Below are 17,571 nucleotides of genomic sequence, written 5' to 3' on the forward strand. Positions count from 1 at the left end.
GCAAAATAGGTACGTTCATACCTACAATCATAATACTAAGTCACAAAAATAAGCACGAATTAATAGTTTATATAGAACTTCCATCCAGCCATTTATCAGCTACAACAGAATAATTTGAAAAAGCTTGGGATGATGTTTTGAAGACTATGGAGGCAAATACACTGTGTTTTCAAAAATCGAGTTTGGAAAGTATATAAAAAAAAACTCCCAATAACTGTTAAAAGGCCTATAGTGAAAAGCCATTGCCTCCCTTTCTTGTCAACCTGTCACATATTAGTTAATATTTCATCTATAGATTCAACTTAATCACAAGGTGTTGAACAGTTTTAAAAAGGAAGAATTATGAATACCGGAGAAGAACTTTCAAATACCTTTTTAATTCATGGTTTTATTCTCATTGTATTTTTGATAATAATTTTTGGAGCAGTTTCTGCCGTATTTCTAATTAAAGCATTAGGGCATATTATTAGTTCTGGAAGCATATCAATCTCACCAACCTTTGTAGCCGTTGGAGTACTATGTGTAGTTTTGATGCCCTATTGTTTCCACATTGTTAAAACGCTTCAGATTATGGAAATATCCGATTTCGAAGCGAATAAACAGAAGATACTCCTCCACCGTCCCATATTTGTGAATGATATGAACCATCCCGATGAAATTGAGCTGAATCAAATTACGAGTATGACCCAAGGCAGTCTCTTTGCAAATTTAATGGAGTTTACTTTTGTAGAAAATGAAAAAAAAGAAAATTCATAGCTTTATTAAGAAAGATAAATTGAATGCTATCCAAGACCTAATAAATCAATAGATTGCTTCAGCACTATATTTAAAATTGTTAGATTAACAAAGTTATGAGCCACAAATACTTAGCATTTGATATAGAAACAGCCAAGGTACTGCCCGAAAATGTGAGCGACCTAAATAGTTTCAGGCCGCTGGGAATTACTTGTGCTGCAATTTGGTGTACCGAGAAAAATGAACCTGAAGTTTTCTATTCAGAAACACCAGACGGGTTCCCCGCTCCACAGATGTCAGAGCAGGATTTGGTTTCTCTCATTAAATATATTCAGCAAAAAGTTGATTCGGGATATACCATCATTACACATAATGGACTCGGGTTCGACTTTGATATCTTAGCCGAAGAATCCGGGCATTTCTCTGCTTGCCGTAAACTTGCACTACAGCATGTAGATATGATGTATCATTTCTTTTGTGGTAAAGGCTTTCCCATATCATTAAATGCTGCAGCCAAAGCAATTGGTCTTAGTAAACCTGCTGATATCGATGGTGCAGTAGCACCAACCCTCTGGAAAGAAAAAGAATATCAGAAAGTGCTTGAATATGTAGCTCAAGATTGTCGATTAACCTTAGATATTGCAGAGACAAGTGAGCAGAACGACCGTATTAGTTGGATAACCCAAAGAGGAAAACAGTCCTACTTCGAACTCCCCTCAGGATGGCTAACAGTTGAGCAAGCTTCAAAATTGCCGTTGCCCGATACCTCATGGATGGATAACCCGTGGCCAAGATCAAAATTCACACATTGGCTTGAGTAAACTGTTCAAGACCAATTGCTGGTTCGTGGTATTTTTAAACAAACCTCATAAAATGAGAATTTAATATGAAAATATTTAATTTACTCTCCATTCCAATTGTTCTCCTTTTCTTATTTAGTTGCAATAATACAACTGACCCACACATCAGTAAGGAAATAAAAAAGGTATCTATAAAAAGTTCCGAAGTTTTTGAATATCAAACTGATATTTCGGGCGATGAAGAGTTGGTCACCATAACAAAGCAACCTGACCATTACAAAATGAGTAGGATAGTTCGTAATTCAAGGGAGGCTGTCTATAAATATCAATCCAAAAATGGGTTTAAAGGTACTGCTCACATAGAATTAAAGCTGGAAACAGGAGCTAATGGCGCTGATTCAAACCCCAATATTGAATTAATTAAGTCGGAGATTACAGTAAATTAGAATTCACTGCTGCAGAGTAAATTAATCAAACCATCAAAGCCCCCCCTTGCACCCATTACCACTCCTTCCACAGTTTGGCAGGAAAAGTTAATACCTCATGGTGTGGACTTTCTGGCAGATCGCATAAGTCCTTGTAGCAATTCTTGGTACGACTCTATCTCTTGATTGGTTTGTTGTGTTTTTAACTCAATTGAACCGTTGAGAACCAACTTGCATTGTTGTCCCTTATAGCTAAATTCAAAGACTTTTAATTCATTTGGTGAATCATGATAGGGTTCACCAACATCGGTTACGAAAAAAACCTCATATTTCAACTGTTGAGTTAGCGAATGAAATAACCGCTTATTCATATCTTCTCCGATATTTTAAAAATATATTACTCTCAATCAAGATCTCCTTGAAGTCAACTTCATCTCTTAAGACTTGGAAACATTACTTTAATAAATACACAAAAAAAATACCACTATATAAAGGAATCTTAATGTAAATTTACTGAATTGTGAAAAACAGGCCAAAGGAAGCTATAGGAGGGACATTTTTTCTTTTACAAAACATATTAAATAAAAAAAGCATATCCCTTATTCAGCAGACTATTAAATTCTTTAAACAGATACTCTTGTAAAAGGATTAGTTAGAGTTGAGAAAAAAATCACACTTTTGTCATGAATTCTTTATTTTTAGCGACTTAATAAACCATAGTAAAAAGAAACAAACACGACTTTCTCATGAGCAATACTGAGTCCTCAGTAAGCGAACAACACGAAATACGTTTGGAAAAATTACAGGAACTCCGGGAGATGGGTTACGACCCCTATCCTTATGATTTTGAAGTAACCCATAAGAGTAAACAGATTTTAGATCGACCCGAGCTCATTAAACAGGACGATCAGGATGAAGAAGACGTTGAGAAAGTTGCAATTGCCGGTCGTGTAATGACGCGACGCATCATGGGAGGATCTACCTTCTTCAATTTACAAGACTCAGAAGGGGAAATACAGGTATACATCCGTAAGAATGATGTTGGCAAGGAAGAATATAATGAAGTATTCAAACGACTTACCGATATAGGAGACATCGTTGGTATCAAAGGTCATGTGTTTAAAACCGGCACTGGCGAAACCACGGTCTATGCCAAGGAATTTACACTGCTTAGTAAAACCCTTCGCCCTATTCCACTACCCAAAGAAGTGGAAGAAGACGGCGAAACAAAAGTGTATGACGCTTTTACCGACAAAGAACAGCGCTATCGCCAGCGTTATCTTGATTTGATTGTAAATCCTGAAGTACGCGATGTATTTCAGCAAAGAACAGATATGGTTCAGGCGATGCGCGACTATATGAATGACAAAGGGTATATGGAGGTTGAAACGCCTATCCTACAACCTATTTATGGCGGCGCTTCTGCAGAGCCTTTTGTAACGCACCACAATGCGCTGGATATGAAGCTCTATCTTCGTATTGCCAATGAGTTATATCTAAAGCGACTCATTGTAGGCGGATATGATGGTGTCTATGAGTTTTCGAAAGACTTCCGTAATGAGGGACTTTCCCGGTTCCACAATCCTGAATTCACCCAGGTAGAGCTCTACGTAGCCTATAAGGATTACAACTGGATGATGGAGTTTGTAGAAAATATGGTTGAATCGGTGGCAAAAGCGCTCCACGGCTCTGCAACTGTTACAGTTGGCGATAATGAGATCGACTTTTCTGCCCCCTGGCCTCGAACCCCCATGTTTGAAGCTATTGAAGATGAAACAGGTAAAGACTTATATGATAAAGACTTAGATGAACTAAAATCAATTGCAAAAGAACTGGATATCGATTTGGAGGACAGCTTCGGAAAAGGTAAGATTATTGATGAAATCTTCGGCGAATATGTCGAACCAAAACTTATTCAGCCTACTTTCATCACGGACTATCCCATTGAAATGAGTCCTCTTGCCAAGAAGCATCGCGAAAAAGAAGGGCTCGTTGAACGGTTTGAATGCATCTGTAACGGTAAGGAAATTGCCAATGCATTCTCCGAGCTTAATGATCCGGTAGATCAGCGTAAGCGTTTCGAAGAGCAGGCGCGACTGCGTGCCGAAGGTGATGAAGAAGCAATGGCTATCGATGAAGACTTCCTGCAGGCGCTTGAGTATGGTATGCCTCCTACGGCAGGACTTGGCATCGGCATCGACCGTTTGGCCATGATTATGACAGACTCTGACTCTATTCGGGACGTCCTGTTCTTCCCACAGATGAAACCTGAAAAGTAAACAACCCTATAAAAGTCATTTCGAACGCAGTGAGAAATCTTTGTTTTCGTTTTATATTATTAAGAGATCTTTCACTAACGTTCGAGGTGACAATATTTAATTTATCGCCATGAACTTCGAGTGGTATTTAGCCAAACGATATTTCAAGGGTAAACGGAAAGGATCCCGTTTTCTATCCTTCATAAAAGTAATGGCTATTACCGGTGTAGCGGTTGGTTCCGCCGGGCTTCTAATTGCATTATCGGTGGTTCACGGTTTTAAATCCGTTATCGACAACAAAGTTCTGGGTTTTGCTCCCCACGTCACCGTCAGTACTTTTAGTGGTGGAACAATAAATAGAGCTGATACCCTTTTAAAAGAAATTGACACCTATCCGGAAATTGGTAAAGCGCAAGCTGTCATCAATGGTCAAACCATGATTCAGGGAGCTGATGACGTTACAGGCACCCTTCTAAAAGGTGTAGACGAACAAGGAGACGTAACGGATATCGGGAATTATATAACAAGGGGTACCTACGATTTGAGTACCGATAGCACTGGTCGACCGGGAATAATTGTTGGCTCAAAGTTAGCCCAAACCCTTAATGTGGATATAAACTCAACCCTCACCGCTTACACTGTTGATGGGCTTCCTTCCCCGTTGAGTTCGCCAGAAATTGAGCAGTTCCGGCTCTCTGGTATTTATCAGACAGGTATAGGTCAATTTGATGATGTTCTGGCCTTAGCGGCCCGACCTCATGTTCAAAAGTTTTTTCTAAAATCATCTGAAGAAGCCTCTGCAATAGAAATTACACTCAAAGATCATTCACAAATAGAATCCTTTGGTGAAAAGCTGGATAGCGAACTCAGTTATCCCTACTTCGCAGAAACAATTTATGAGCGTTACAGCAATATCTTTGCCTGGGTAGATCTGCAGGAGCAGACCATTCCCTTTGTGATAGCAGTGATGATTATTGTAGCTGCTTTTAACCTGATCGGTACGGTATTGATGATGGTGCTCGAAAGAACGCGCGATATCGGCATCCTCAAAACCATTGGCGCCAGTGATAAAAGTATTCGAGGTATCTTTTTGCTCGAGGGATTATTCGTAGCTGTAGTTGGCTTGATAATCGGAATTTTCCTTTCTCTGACCTTTGCCTGGCTGCAGTCCACCTATCACATTATTCCGCTTTCCGAACAAAATTATTATATGGCTTATGCTCCTGTTGAGCCTCACATGCTCGACTTCGTATTGGTTACCGGTGTCACACTCTTTCTCTGTGCCCTTGCCTCTTGGCTTCCGGCCCGTATTGCATCCAAAACCGATCCGCTTAAAGTAATTGCTTACGGTCGGTGAGTTTTATTAATTCCGCAGCAGAGCAGCGGAATGAGATTACTTGTATAGAAATTTATACTGCTTTCTTACACCTGCATTACACCCGTTTTAAACTCTTCGATATCCGGGTTATGATCTGCACATTTTATAGCATGTGAAATACGGTCACGCGTATCAATAGGATTAATAATGCCATCAACCCACAAACGAGCGGCCGCATAACGAACGTCGGTCTGTTCCTCATAGCGTTCGCTGATCTCTTTCATGATCTCCTGCTGCTCCTCTTCGGTAATCTCCTTCCCTTTCTTCTCAAGCGTTGAGACTCGAATTTGGGTTAGCACCTTAGCGGCTTGTGTCCCTCCCATCACTGCAATCTGCGCCGACGGCCATGCATACATAAACCGCGGATCGTAAGCACGTCCACACATGGCATAGTTGCCAGCCCCATAACTGTTACCGACAACAATAGTAATTTTAGGTACGGTACTGTTGGATACGGCATTTACCATTTTGGCACCGTCTTTAATGATTCCGCCATGTTCTGCCCGTTTGCCAATCATAAATCCGGAAACATCCTGCAAAAAGACAATAGGTATTTTCTTTTGATTGCAATTCATAATAAACCGGGCTGCTTTATCAGCGGAATCAGAATAGATAACACCGCCCACCTGCATTTCTCCCTGTTTGGTGCGCGTTACTTTGCGCTGATTTGCCACAATACCCACGCTCCAGCCATCCACGCGAGCAAAACCGGTAATTAATGTCTGTCCATATCCTTTTTTGAATTCAGTAAATGAATCCTCATCCACAATACATTCCAGAACCTTATTCATATCATACGGCTTGGTACGATCATCCGGAAAAACGTCAAAGATTTCAGTCACATCGCGAGACGGTTTAACAGGATCTTTTCGGTTAAATCCAGCTTTATCAAACGGACCCAGCTTATCAACAAGATCGCGCACGGTAGAAAGGCATTCTTCATCGTCCTCCATCTTATAATCCGTTACTCCGCTTATCTCGGTATGAGTGGTTGCACCGCCCAAGGTCTCATTATCGACTTCTTCGCCAATAGCCGCTTTCACCAGATAGCTCCCCGCTAAAAAGACACTGCCCGTACCATCAACAATAAGGGCTTCATCGCTCATGATAGGAAGATAGGCCCCACCGGCCACACAGCTACCCATAATAGCCGCGATCTGCGGGATACCTTCGGCACTTAGCCGGGCATTATTCCGAAAAATGCGTCCAAAGTGTTCCTTGTCGGGAAAAATTTCGTCCTGCATGGGCAGGTAGACCCCGGCGGAATCTACCAAATAGAGAATAGGCAGATTATTTTCGAGCGCTATTTCCTGGGCTCGTAAATTCTTTTTTGCGGTGATGGGAAACCAGGCTCCCGCTTTTACCGTCGCATCGTTGGCTACAATTACACAATCACGTCCGGATACGGTTCCAATGCCTGTTACAACTCCGCCGGAAGGACATCCGCCCTCATCCTCGTACATCTCATAGCCGGCCCATAACCCCAACTCATAAAGGCGTGTATCGTCATCGATAAGCATGTAGATACGCTCACGAGCGGTGAGCTTTCCTTTATTATGCTGTTTTTCAATTCGCTTTTCTCCACCTCCCTTTTTAATCTCCTTTTCGGTTTCATTGATCTCTTGAATAAGTGATTTTAAATCCTGTTGAGACGTACCAGCTGAATCTTGGGAACTCATAGACGTGATTTATTATTTTGGATAATAGTTGGATTCATTGAAGCGTTTCAAAAATAACGAAAATTAGCAATCTCGAAAGTATTGTTTCTATCTATTCCACCAAAAGTTCTTTAGTTTATTTTCCTTGATATTTAAAACCCATAAAAATTTATCAGCTTGTGAAAACTTCAAAAAAGTATCTGACGATTCTGTTCGCTATTACTCTCTCAATAATATCAGCTACTGAACTTTATGGGCAGCGTAATATCAGCTATCAAGATCTGGTTATGCGTCAGCAACAACAGCAGACATCATTCGACAACCTAATACTGCCAGCAAATGATGGCGAGGCCGTACAATTTGTCGTCACCTTCCATGTGCCCTATAGTTCGTTGCCTTTTAAGAAAAGCCAAGACCGTTCTTCCCGCAATAAATATTTCAGCACTATGGATTTAATGCTGGAAGTTTTTAAAGCAGATAAAACAAATTTTGACAAAAAGAAAAAAGAAAATATTTCCCTTGAGGGACTTGAGCCCGCAGGACGTGCTTCCTGGGCCGATACCGCCTATGCAAAAGATTATGAAAGTAGTCAGTCCGATGATCAGTTTTTAAGCGGTTATATCAAAGTGGATCTTAATCCAGGATCATATAACTATGTGTTGCAAATGAAGCGAGGCGCCCAGACTGATAGCCGGATTTCACGGACGCAAAAGATCAACATTAAATCTTTCAGAGAAAAAAAGACGGGAAATATCCTTGTTAGTCCAACACTTGCGAAACAATCCGAATCTTCCCGGTTCATCCTAAATACGACGGGAAATACTGTTGAGTATACTAAGGATTTTTTCGCCATAGCCTATTTGCCGCAGTATCAGGAGGAAGAATCTTACACTCTGGATATAACTAAACTTGGCACTTTACAAGAAGATACCACCCAAAAAAGCAATGTATTTACTGAAACGTTGACAGAAAAAAACATCAAAACAGATGTCCACCCTCAGTTGCTATATACAGAAGGAAAACCCTACCTGAACCTCAGCGATACAAATAATGGATACACTTACGCTGTTATCGATATCCCAAATAGCGAATTTGAAAATTCATTGTATCAAATAACCGTAAAAAATAGTTCGGGGGATATTGTAGCCCGAGACAACTTTCGTTCCAAATGGAAAGATATGCCTACCAGTTTGTTAAATCTGGATACGGCTATAGAAATGCTTCGATTTATTGTCGATAAGGAAACCATTAAAAGAATTAACCGCGGTACCACTGCAGAACGGGAGGAAAAATTTCGCTCATTCTGGAAAGAGCGTGATCCTACCCCGGATACTCAGTTTAATGAATTAATGGCCGAATATTATCAACGCATCGATTATACCTATGAGAATTACTCTACCGAAAACACAATCGGCTATAACAGTGACCGAGGTGAAGTGTATATAAAATATGGTAAACCAAAAGATATTAACCGCAAATTTCCCAAAGAAGGAGCTACAACCGAAATATGGACCTACCCAGACAGACGATTTATTTTCAAAGCAACAACAGGCTTTGGGGATTTCAAACTGGTATCCAATCAATCAAGATAAGTTCTTAAATTATTACAATGCAGAAACGTATCGCTATAAGCATTGGAGACGTAAATGGGATCGGACCGGAAGTAGTTATAAAGTCACTGCTTGAACTCCCTTTGGAAGGTATAACGCCCGTTATTCTAAGCTCAAAAGAAGTATTGGATTGGTGGCTCAGTAATCTATCCGAATCGCTGGATTACCATTATGCCCAATCCATTGATGATGTTGCCAAACAACAAATTAATCTCTTAGAAACCTATACTGAAGAAACCCCTTCAGTTAACCCCGGCGATTTTTCTAAAGGATCCGGGAAATGTGCTATGTTGGCAGTTGAAAAGGGAATCTCCTTATGCAAATCGCAACAAGCCGATGCTCTTGTCACGGCCCCGATATCAAAAGAGGCCGTAAACTTAGCAGGATACCACATCCCCGGACATACCGAATTCCTGGCTGAGAAAACCAACACTTCTGATTACATGATGATGTTGGTACACAAAGGTTTACGCGTTGGACTTGTGACCGGGCATATCCCTGTTTCCGATATTGCCCCTGCCCTCTCAACCAACTCGATTAAAAAATATATCCGAGTCATGCACAATGCTTTGCAAAATGATTTCAATCTTTCGTCGCCCAATATTGCTGTGCTCGGACTAAATCCACATGCCGGCGACGGCGGTATCATCGGCACCGAGGAAATAGACATTATTACCCCGGCTATTGAAGATTCGCGATCTAAAGGATTATCGGTTTCGGGCCCTCATCCCGCTGATGGATTTTTCGGAAATAGGAAATATGAACAATACGATGGCATTGTTGCTATGTATCACGACCAGGGGCTGATCCCCTTTAAAACCCTTTCTTTTGGCGGTGGTGTTAACTTCACGGCCGGACTTCCGATTATTCGTACCTCTCCCGATCACGGCACAGCCTTCGATATTGCCGGCCAAAATAAGGCAACCCCGTCATCATTCATCGAAGCTTTTAGACTTGCTTCAGAACTCATTGAACATCGAAGTAAACAGATGGCAAAGGGATGAACACCAATAACACCGGACAACATCCGCAATACTCCAAGCTGGCCGATATTTATGATGCCGTTATGGAGGATGTTGATTACGAGCTGTGGGCGGATTTTATCGATGCCATCATGCTCGAACACCATCTCAACCCCGTTGATATTCTGGAGCTGGCCTGCGGTACGGGTTCTGTTTCACTATTCTTGGATGAGCTGGAGTGCTACAATGTTGTGGGAACCGATAAATCATCGCAGATGATCCATAAAGCTCGTCAAAAAAATAAGGATATGCTGTGCAACGTGAAGTTTGAGGTTATGGATTTTCTTGATCTGCAGCTCGATCGTACTTTTGATGCCGCATTTAGCGTTTTTGACAGTGTCAACTATCTGCAAAATGCCGATGAGGTACTCACGTTTTTAAACGAGACAAAATCAGTGCTGCGACCCGGTGGTCTTCTTATCTTTGATTTTACTACCCCAAAGAATTCTATACAAGCTATTGACTATCTAAACAATGAAGAGGGATACACCGAAGATAATTATCGTTATTTTCGAAAAAGCAGTTATGATGCCGATAATCAGCTTCATGAAAATACATTCCGCATAGAAAAACTGGCCGACGATCAGGAAACAGTTGTGCAGGAATTCAGCGAAGTCCATCAGCAGCGAATTTATACTCTGCAACAAATGCTTGATATTATCGATCAAACAACGTATAACATACGAGCAAAATACAGCGGTTTCGACTTTGAGGAGGCCGATGACCACAGTTTACGAATCACAATGGTATTACAATGTCCCAGCAATCAGTAATAAAATTTTCGAACGTTACGGTATCATTCGACCACCGGCCGGTGCTCGACAATATTGACTTCACACTTGAAAACGGTGAGTTTGCCTACCTAATAGGTCAAACCGGAGCCGGTAAAAGCTCATTTCTGCGACTAATATATCGAGACCTGCTGCCCGATTCCGGCCGTGTTCAGGTAGCCGATTTGGATATAACATCCCTTCCCGATAAAAAAGTACCGTATCTCCGGCGCAGACTTGGTATAGTATTTCAGGATTTTCAGCTTCTGCCCGACCGATCGGTATACGACAATGTGGCTTTTTCTCTACAGGTAACCGGAGAAAAGAAAAGTTATATCAAGCAGCGAGTAGTTGAAGTGTTGGGAATGGTGGGATTAAGTCACAAACGAAAAAATATGCCCAATGATCTTTCGGGCGGTGAAAAACAACGTGTAGTAATTGCCCGGGCTTTAGCCAATGAGCCTCGTATTATGCTGGCTGACGAGCCGACCGGCAATCTTGATCCTGAAGCTTCGGCATCTATCATGGAGCTTCTCAAACAGATCAATAATCGCGGTATGGCCGTACTTATGGTAACTCATGATTATGATACCGTTAAACAATATCCCTATCGTACATTAAAACTGGAGAACGGAAAGATCGGGGATATAGCAATGGATGAGCTCTAACAATGGTCGTCATTTCTTGGTAAATCTCTTATTTTACACCTAATCAATCAGATCAAACTTTTGCTGAAATGAACATTCGTGAGCGTACGCAAAAAGTACGGGAATATGCCCTTCGATTAGGTTTTAACGCCTGCGGATTTGCCAAAGCCGGTCGACTCGAAAAGGAAGAACGTCGGCTGAGAGAATGGCTAAATCAAGACCGGAACGGAACAATGGGCTGGATGGAAAACCACTTTGAAAAAAGAGTGGATCCCACTAAGCTGGTCCCGGGATCAAAATCAGTTGTTTCTGTTATTGGCAGTTATTTCCATCCCGATCACGAACGCCAAATGGAACAAGATGGTACCCCTAAAATTGCCAAATATGCCCAGGGACGTGATTATCACAAAGTATATAAGAAAAAGTTGAAGAAACTTTTTGCGCAAACAAAAGAATTATTGGGCGGGTTAGAAGGACGCGTATTTGTTGATTCAGCCCCTGTTTTAGATAAGGCCTGGGCAGTAAAGTCAGGGCTTGGTTGGATGGGGAAAAACTCGAACATCCTAAACAAGAATATCGGCTCTTTCTTTTTTATTGGGGAAATGATCGTAGACGCTGAATTCAACTATGATACGCCGGTAACCGACCATTGCGGTAGTTGCACTCGCTGTATCGATGCCTGCCCCACAAACGCCATCTACGAGCCTTACAGGGTAGATGCCACGAAGTGCATCTCTTATCTAACCATCGAACTAAAAGACGAAATTCCTGAAGAATATCGTGATGACCTCGAAGGATGGATGTTTGGCTGCGATATCTGTCAGAACGTTTGTCCCTGGAACCGTGACGCCCCATACGGTGAGATGGAAGACCTGTTTCCACGGAAGAAAATATTGGACCATGATATCAACTATTGGGAAGAACTGGACATTCCCCAATACGATGCCCTTTTTGAAGGAAGTGCTATCAGACGTGCAAAATTTGAGAAATACAAAGATAATGTAGCGGCAGCAGCAGAAAACCTCAATAAAAGAGATTAGCCCGACCTTTACTTAAAACCGACCTCTTTTATCTTTAAGAGCTTTGTAAAGCAGCTCCCGGGCTCTAAAGATATGCGCCTTTACGGTGCCCAATGGCTTATCAAGGATATCAGATATTTCTTTATAGCTCTTCTCCTCCATATGCCGTAATTGAATTACCTTCCGATATTTTTCGGGCAGTTTCTCAATAGCATTTTGTACAATCTCCTTGCGCTGCTTTTTGATGATATCCCGATCTGTGCTGGCCGAATCGTCGGGCAGCTGCATCTGCATCTCTCCATCTCTGGTTTTCTTCGGTTTATCAATAGAAAGCGTTTTTAACTTCTTCTTACGCAGATAATCGATGGTATTGTTGGTAGCAATACGGTATAACCACGTTGAAAAAGCGTAATTGGTACTATAGGTGTTTAGGTTATCAAAGGCCTTTACAAACGCCTCTTGTACCAGATCTTCGACCTGTTCACGATCTTTTACCATCTTTAGGATGTGGAAATAGAGTGCCCGTTCATATTTGTCAACGAGCTTCTTGTAGGCTTTTTCATCTCCCCCTTTGGCCTTTTTGACAAGTACATCGTCCTCAAGACTGCTTTCGGATGCATTTTCTCGAGTCGAATCGGATGTTTGTGAATTCGTTGCGTTTGAATCAGACATTCCCACTTAAGACAGGAAAATTATTACTTGTTTAATTTCGGTTCAAACTTAGTAAAAGTGTCACTTTATTCCCATTTAATATAAAGGCTTTAAAACATCTTAAGAAAAATTGTAAGGTTTGCTTCTCTCAACGGTCATATAAATAGATCAATTCACATACCTTCATCATTTGCTAATGATGCTAATACAAAATGCAACTTAACAGTTACCGGATATAAAGGAGTGCCTTGGGATTAGTGCTCGTTGGCTTAAGATTCGCTGGGATTAAATTATTAATACAGATATAGTTTTAAGACTTTATAACAACTTAATTTGATAAAATAAATTTGTTTCAATTAATTTGATACAAATTTCAGAGGGATTACGTATATAATAACTAACCCAAAAAGGGATACTAATCATAAATCAAATAATAAATAATACTATGAAGAGAACAATTAAATTAGCATTAGTACTTTTCACATTAATCTTTGCTTACAGCACAAGTGCTCAAGCCCAAGATTTTAAAGTTGGAGCTGGTTTAGCATTTGGTTCTGGAGTCGGCTATTCTGGTGACTTAGATAATGACTTGGGATTACGTGTTGATGGATATTATGGTATAACACCTGAAATAAGAATCGGCGGCGATTTCACCTTTTACCTTCCTAAATCCGTGGAACAAACTACTTTTGGCGGAACTACTATAGAAACTACATCAACAGTTTGGGAACTAAACCTAAATGGCCACTATATTTTTTACGATGAGGATAATCTGTCAATTTATGGATTAGGTGGAATAAACATCACCGGATTGTCAACAGAATCAGAAGGTGGTGGAAGTTCTCAATCCAATTCAAATTCAGAAGCTGGACTCAATTTGGGTGGCGGCTTGGACTATGGAATGGATTTTGGAACTATCTTTGGTGAAGTAAAATTAGGGAACTTAGGAGGCGATGCCGATCAATTTGTTATTGGTGCAGGTTTGCGATTCGGTCTTTAATACAATTCGTACATTTCTTTATCTATTAATGGCGTTTCTCAAAAGGAAACGTCATTTTTTATTTCTCTTTATTCGCCAAGATAGCACCATGTCTTATACCGCCCGTTGATGTGATAAGTTCTTCAAAGTTATACTCATTCATGAATCCGTCCAGAATAAGAAGTCCCGCCATAAAAATATCAGCCCTCCCCTTCATCACGGACGGATATTTTTGTTCAAGTGCCTTGGATCTATAGCCGCTAAATATTTTAATATACTCCTGAAGCCCTTCATTTGTAATAATACGTCCTGATAATACTTCGGCATCATAAGAGCTTAGCCCTAAATCAATAAAGGTCAGTGAGGTTACCGTTCCGGCCACACCAATAAGAGTTGTCTGGTTTGGAATAGTAAATTCATATTCCTCCAACATTTCTTTTACGGCATCTTTACAATGCCGGATTTGTAATTCTGTGGGTGGATCATTTTTCAAAAACCGCTCAGTAAAACGGACACAACCCATGTCATATGAATAACGGTCCTGCAGTTGTTTTCCTCCATACGCTATCTCAGTACTTCCACCACCGATATCAATAACCATTTGTTGGCCTTCAAGATCACCCAGCATGCTTTTCGCCCCTAAGAAAGTATACTCAGCTTCCTCAACTCCACTTAATACTCTAATTTGCAGCCCCGTTTCGTGTTCTACCCGATCTATGAAAACAGCTTTATTTTTGGCATCCCGGACTGCGCTGGTTGCGGTCACATAAATATCATCTACTTCAGGATATTTATTATTAATGATCTCCAGGAATTCCCTTAGTGATTCAACAACCCGCTCCATAGCTGCTTTTGAAAGCGCTTTGCTATCATCAACGCCGGCTCCCAAACGCGGAATCCGCTGTTGCTCTTCAAGAATATTCAGGGAGGGGCCGTTCTTATCAGCAACCAACAAAAGTGTGGTATTCGTACCAATATCAATAGAAGCTTTCAAAGTATATTCTTTTTAGCTTGAATAGCAATCCACTCATTTTCTTTCGGAATATCAACAATTTGGTATTTGTCTTTCAAAACTGATAAAATAGACGATTTATCCTTCTCAAGTAGGCCTGAAAGCACCAAGGTCCCTCCTTTTTTGAGGGAAGCATCCAAATCAGAAAAAATCTCAAGAATGGTATTTCGTTCAATATTTGCCAATATCACATCGGCTTTATTTTCCGTCGATATAACCTCAGAAGAACCTTTTACTACATCAATATCTTTATCTACTTCATTCAGTAGAATATTCTCTTTTGTGTTGGATATACTCCATTCATCAATATCAAATGCAAAAGTATGGCGGGCTCCAAGTTTGATGACTGCAATAGAAAGAATTCCCGTTCCGGTACCTGCATCAATCACAAAATCATTATCAGCGATAACATCGGGTAACAAATTTAAAATCAGGCGTGTTGTCTCATGATATCCCGTCCCAAATGACATCTTGGGGTCGATCTCAAGCAGAATTTTATTCTCGGGAACGGACTCTTGAGACCATGTTGGTCTTATAAAAAAGTTACCAACCGTTTGCGCCTTAATCGTCTCTTCCCACTGCTTATTCCAATTTTGATCGGCTACTACTTCTTCCGATTCGATAAATCCATCGCCGGGATAAGCAGCAAGCAAGGTATCAATGCGTTCTCTGTCGCTAATTCCAAAATGTTCTTTTTGGATATAGGTGATGATCTGATCATCTCGCTGCTCGAATCCATCAAAATCCATGTCAAAAAGTTCGGCAATCAGGGGTTCTTGATACTTCTCAGCGATTTGTATGACCAGTTTTAAATACTTCATTTTATAATATTAATAGAAAACCTAATCCGAAACATTCACTCGATTATATATTAACTCCAGTACTGTTTCTCCTACTCCATTCAATGTTTTTTTACTGATAATGGATAGGTCATCATTATGAGTATGCCAGTATGGAGCAAATTCAGCACCCTTTTCCCCTACTTCGTGACGAATAATATCGATCGTTGGGATACCCAAAATTCTGTTAACAACCACATGGTCATCAGAAATTTTATTCCCTTTTTGAGATATAAATAACTCATCAAAGCCCTTTTCATCAGCAATTGCCCAAACCTCATTTACCAGCGCCGGGGCGAACTGCATCGAATAACCTTCCTTGGGAAACCGGGCGTTTTCGCCGCCGACCATATCGAGTAAGATACTAAAACGGGGGGAATAACCGTCTACCGGTGGATTTTCAGCCCAATGACGTGAGCCCAGAAAATATTTACTGAGATCTCCCTCATGCCCATAATCCTCTCCATCAAATAGCACAATATCAACGCCAATGGGCGGTGGATTTCCTTCAAACAGACGAGCAAATTCTAATAATACTCCTACTCCACTGGCGCCATCATCAGCCCCGAGAATGGGCTTATCTTTGTTAACAGAGTCTTGATCTGCACGGGGACGTGTATCCCAGTGGGCGCAAAGCATAATTCGATCACTGCTCTGAGGATTGAACGAAGCGATAATATTTGAGAGTGCAAGTGTATCCCCGTCATATCCTTCGGCGGTAAAGTCCTGGGAATACACATATCGGGTCCCCGCATATTGTTGTAATGTATTCAGAAAAAAATTCTTGGCTTGTTGATGTCCTTTTGAATTGGGATTTCTCGGACCAAAATCTAACTGACGTTCTATAAAGTGATAGGCGCTATCGGCATTGAATTCCGGGACTTCGCGTCCCTGATCTTCAAAATTTAATCGATCCTCTTCTCCTCCATCGCACGATAAAAGAATAAAAACAGTACCAAGAAGAAGTAATAAAAAACGAAAATTAGTCATTATCTCGATGAACCATCGTTGAGGATGATTGAGCAACGGGGAAAACGACCGTATCCATAATATTTACATGGGATGGCCGGTTTGCCATGAAATGGACAATTTCAGCGATATCTTCAGCTACCAACGGTTTTATATCCTCATAAACTTCTTCCGCCCGATCTTTATCTCCCTTGAAACGCACTTCGCTAAATTCTGTTTCCACGAGTCCCGGAGATACCATACTTACCCGAACATCGGTGCCATGCAGGTCTTTTTTAGTGGCTTCTGTAAATCCCTTTACAGCATGTTTGCTAGCACAGTATACCGATCCACCCGGATAGCTTTCATGTCCGGCAATAGATCCGACATTGATAATATGTCCCCTATTGCGCTCTTTCATCTGCGGTGATATCAAGCGGGTCATATTCAGAACCCCTTTAATATTGGTATCAACCATCGTATCCCAATCATCATATTCTGCATCAAAAACAGCATCAACCCCTTTGGCAAGGCCGGCATTATTAACCAAAATATCAATAGGCTCAGAAAAACTATCCAAAAACTGTTTTGCGGCTTCACGATCTCGTACATCAAATGGAGCCAAAGCAACTTTAATATCATGATGCTTCTCTAACTGCCGCTTTAACTCTTGAAGACGATTCTCTCGGCGTCCATTTATCACAAGGTTACTACCCGATTCGGCAAATATTTTTGCTATAGCTTTGCCGATTCCAGCCGTAGCCCCTGTAATTAGCGTCCATTTTCCCTCAATCCGATTTTTCATATAAATATTTATGAA

At 40.9% G+C, this 17,571-nt stretch carries 18 protein-coding genes; 11 read left to right on the forward strand and 7 right to left on the reverse strand.

Annotated elements, in window-relative coordinates; genetic code table 11:
- The first annotated feature begins 342 nt into the window (after positions 1-342).
- The 3 genes from CK503_RS00230 (at position 343) to CK503_RS00240 (ending at position 1,981) form a co-directional block, all read left to right on the forward strand.
- Positions 343-756, forward strand: a complete 414-nt coding sequence (locus tag CK503_RS00230; RefSeq protein ID WP_095604773.1) for a hypothetical protein — start codon at positions 343-345, stop codon at positions 754-756.
- A 95-nt stretch (positions 757-851) separates the two neighbouring features.
- Positions 852-1,556 (forward strand): ribonuclease H-like domain-containing protein, encoded by a 705-nt coding sequence (locus tag CK503_RS00235; RefSeq protein ID WP_095604774.1) that lies wholly within the window; start codon positions 852-854, stop codon positions 1,554-1,556.
- A 65-nt stretch (positions 1,557-1,621) separates the two neighbouring features.
- The gene (locus CK503_RS00240; RefSeq protein ID WP_095604775.1) at positions 1,622-1,981 is read left to right on the forward strand and encodes a hypothetical protein; all 360 of its coding nucleotides are present in this window, start codon (positions 1,622-1,624) and stop codon (positions 1,979-1,981) included.
- 95 nt (positions 1,982-2,076) lie between these two features.
- Here CK503_RS00240 and CK503_RS00245 read toward each other — a convergent pair whose 3' ends face one another.
- Entirely contained in the window at positions 2,077-2,331 is a 255-nt protein-coding gene (locus CK503_RS00245) for a hypothetical protein (protein WP_095604776.1), read from the reverse strand.
- A gap of 375 nt (positions 2,332-2,706) precedes the next feature.
- Between CK503_RS00245 and lysS the strand changes: the two genes are divergently transcribed.
- Together lysS and CK503_RS00255 are read left to right on the forward strand one after the other, a co-directional pair.
- The gene (lysS, locus tag CK503_RS00250) at positions 2,707-4,239 is read left to right on the forward strand and encodes a lysine--tRNA ligase (RefSeq protein WP_095604777.1); all 1,533 of its coding nucleotides are present in this window, start codon (positions 2,707-2,709) and stop codon (positions 4,237-4,239) included.
- A 109-nt stretch (positions 4,240-4,348) separates the two neighbouring features.
- A complete protein-coding gene (locus CK503_RS00255; RefSeq protein ID WP_095604778.1) occupies positions 4,349-5,575 on the forward strand; it encodes an ABC transporter permease in 1,227 nt (408 codons plus the stop codon).
- A 65-nt stretch (positions 5,576-5,640) separates the two neighbouring features.
- Here the strand turns inward: CK503_RS00255 and CK503_RS00260 are convergent, their stop codons facing one another.
- Positions 5,641-7,275 carry an acyl-CoA carboxylase subunit beta gene (locus CK503_RS00260; protein ID WP_095604779.1) on the reverse strand — a complete coding sequence of 545 codons (1,635 nt, stop codon included), beginning with the start codon at positions 7,273-7,275 and terminating at the stop codon, positions 5,641-5,643.
- A 158-nt stretch (positions 7,276-7,433) separates the two neighbouring features.
- Here CK503_RS00260 and CK503_RS00265 point away from each other — a divergent pair, with 158 nt between their 5' ends.
- The 5 genes from CK503_RS00265 (at position 7,434) to queG (ending at position 12,343) form a co-directional block, all read left to right on the forward strand.
- Positions 7,434-8,846 carry a GWxTD domain-containing protein gene (locus tag CK503_RS00265; RefSeq protein ID WP_095604780.1) on the forward strand — a complete coding sequence of 471 codons (1,413 nt, stop codon included), beginning with the start codon at positions 7,434-7,436 and terminating at the stop codon, positions 8,844-8,846.
- A 17-nt stretch (positions 8,847-8,863) separates the two neighbouring features.
- Positions 8,864-9,868, forward strand: coding sequence for a 4-hydroxythreonine-4-phosphate dehydrogenase PdxA (pdxA, locus tag CK503_RS00270; protein WP_095604781.1), 1,005 nt, complete (start codon positions 8,864-8,866; stop codon positions 9,866-9,868).
- A complete protein-coding gene (locus tag CK503_RS00275; protein ID WP_095604782.1) occupies positions 9,865-10,659 on the forward strand; it encodes a class I SAM-dependent DNA methyltransferase in 795 nt (264 codons plus the stop codon). Before pdxA ends, CK503_RS00275 begins: the two co-directional genes overlap by 4 nt.
- Complete coding sequence (gene ftsE, locus CK503_RS00280) at positions 10,641-11,324, forward strand: cell division ATP-binding protein FtsE (RefSeq protein WP_095604783.1); 684 nt, start codon at positions 10,641-10,643, stop codon at positions 11,322-11,324. Before CK503_RS00275 ends, ftsE begins: the two co-directional genes overlap by 19 nt.
- A gap of 68 nt (positions 11,325-11,392) precedes the next feature.
- Positions 11,393-12,343: a tRNA epoxyqueuosine(34) reductase QueG gene (gene queG / locus CK503_RS00285; RefSeq protein WP_095604784.1), complete on the forward strand. Its 951-nt coding sequence runs from the start codon at positions 11,393-11,395 to the stop codon at positions 12,341-12,343.
- Between the two features lie 12 nt (positions 12,344-12,355).
- Here queG and CK503_RS00290 read toward each other — a convergent pair whose 3' ends face one another.
- Positions 12,356-12,994, reverse strand: a complete 639-nt coding sequence (locus tag CK503_RS00290) for an RNA polymerase sigma factor (RefSeq protein WP_095604785.1) — start codon at positions 12,992-12,994, stop codon at positions 12,356-12,358.
- A gap of 424 nt (positions 12,995-13,418) precedes the next feature.
- On the opposite strand from CK503_RS00290, the gene CK503_RS00295 reads away from it, so the two are divergent.
- Entirely contained in the window at positions 13,419-13,973 is a 555-nt protein-coding gene (locus CK503_RS00295; RefSeq protein WP_095604786.1) for an outer membrane beta-barrel protein, read from the forward strand.
- A 58-nt stretch (positions 13,974-14,031) separates the two neighbouring features.
- Here the strand turns inward: CK503_RS00295 and CK503_RS00300 are convergent, their stop codons facing one another.
- The 4 genes from CK503_RS00300 to CK503_RS00315 are packed head-to-tail and all read right to left on the reverse strand — an operon-like array spanning position 14,032 to position 17,556.
- Positions 14,032-14,946: a Ppx/GppA phosphatase family protein gene (locus CK503_RS00300; RefSeq protein ID WP_095604787.1), complete on the reverse strand. Its 915-nt coding sequence runs from the start codon at positions 14,944-14,946 to the stop codon at positions 14,032-14,034.
- Positions 14,943-15,785, reverse strand: a complete 843-nt coding sequence (gene prmA, locus CK503_RS00305; protein WP_095604788.1) for a 50S ribosomal protein L11 methyltransferase — start codon at positions 15,783-15,785, stop codon at positions 14,943-14,945. Before prmA ends, CK503_RS00300 begins: the two co-directional genes overlap by 4 nt.
- 21 nt (positions 15,786-15,806) lie before the next feature.
- On the reverse strand, positions 15,807-16,793 hold the full coding sequence (locus tag CK503_RS00310; protein WP_095604789.1) for a M28 family peptidase: 987 nt from the start codon (positions 16,791-16,793) through the stop codon (positions 15,807-15,809).
- On the reverse strand, positions 16,786-17,556 hold the full coding sequence (locus CK503_RS00315; RefSeq protein ID WP_095604790.1) for an SDR family oxidoreductase: 771 nt from the start codon (positions 17,554-17,556) through the stop codon (positions 16,786-16,788). The genes CK503_RS00310 and CK503_RS00315 overlap by 8 nt, the downstream gene beginning before the upstream one ends.
- Positions 17,557-17,571 lie beyond the last annotated feature (15 nt).

The sequence above is a fragment of the Fodinibius salipaludis genome, assembly GCF_002287075.1.
In the GTDB taxonomy this organism is placed as follows: domain Bacteria; phylum Bacteroidota; class Rhodothermia; order Balneolales; family Balneolaceae; genus Fodinibius; species Fodinibius salipaludis.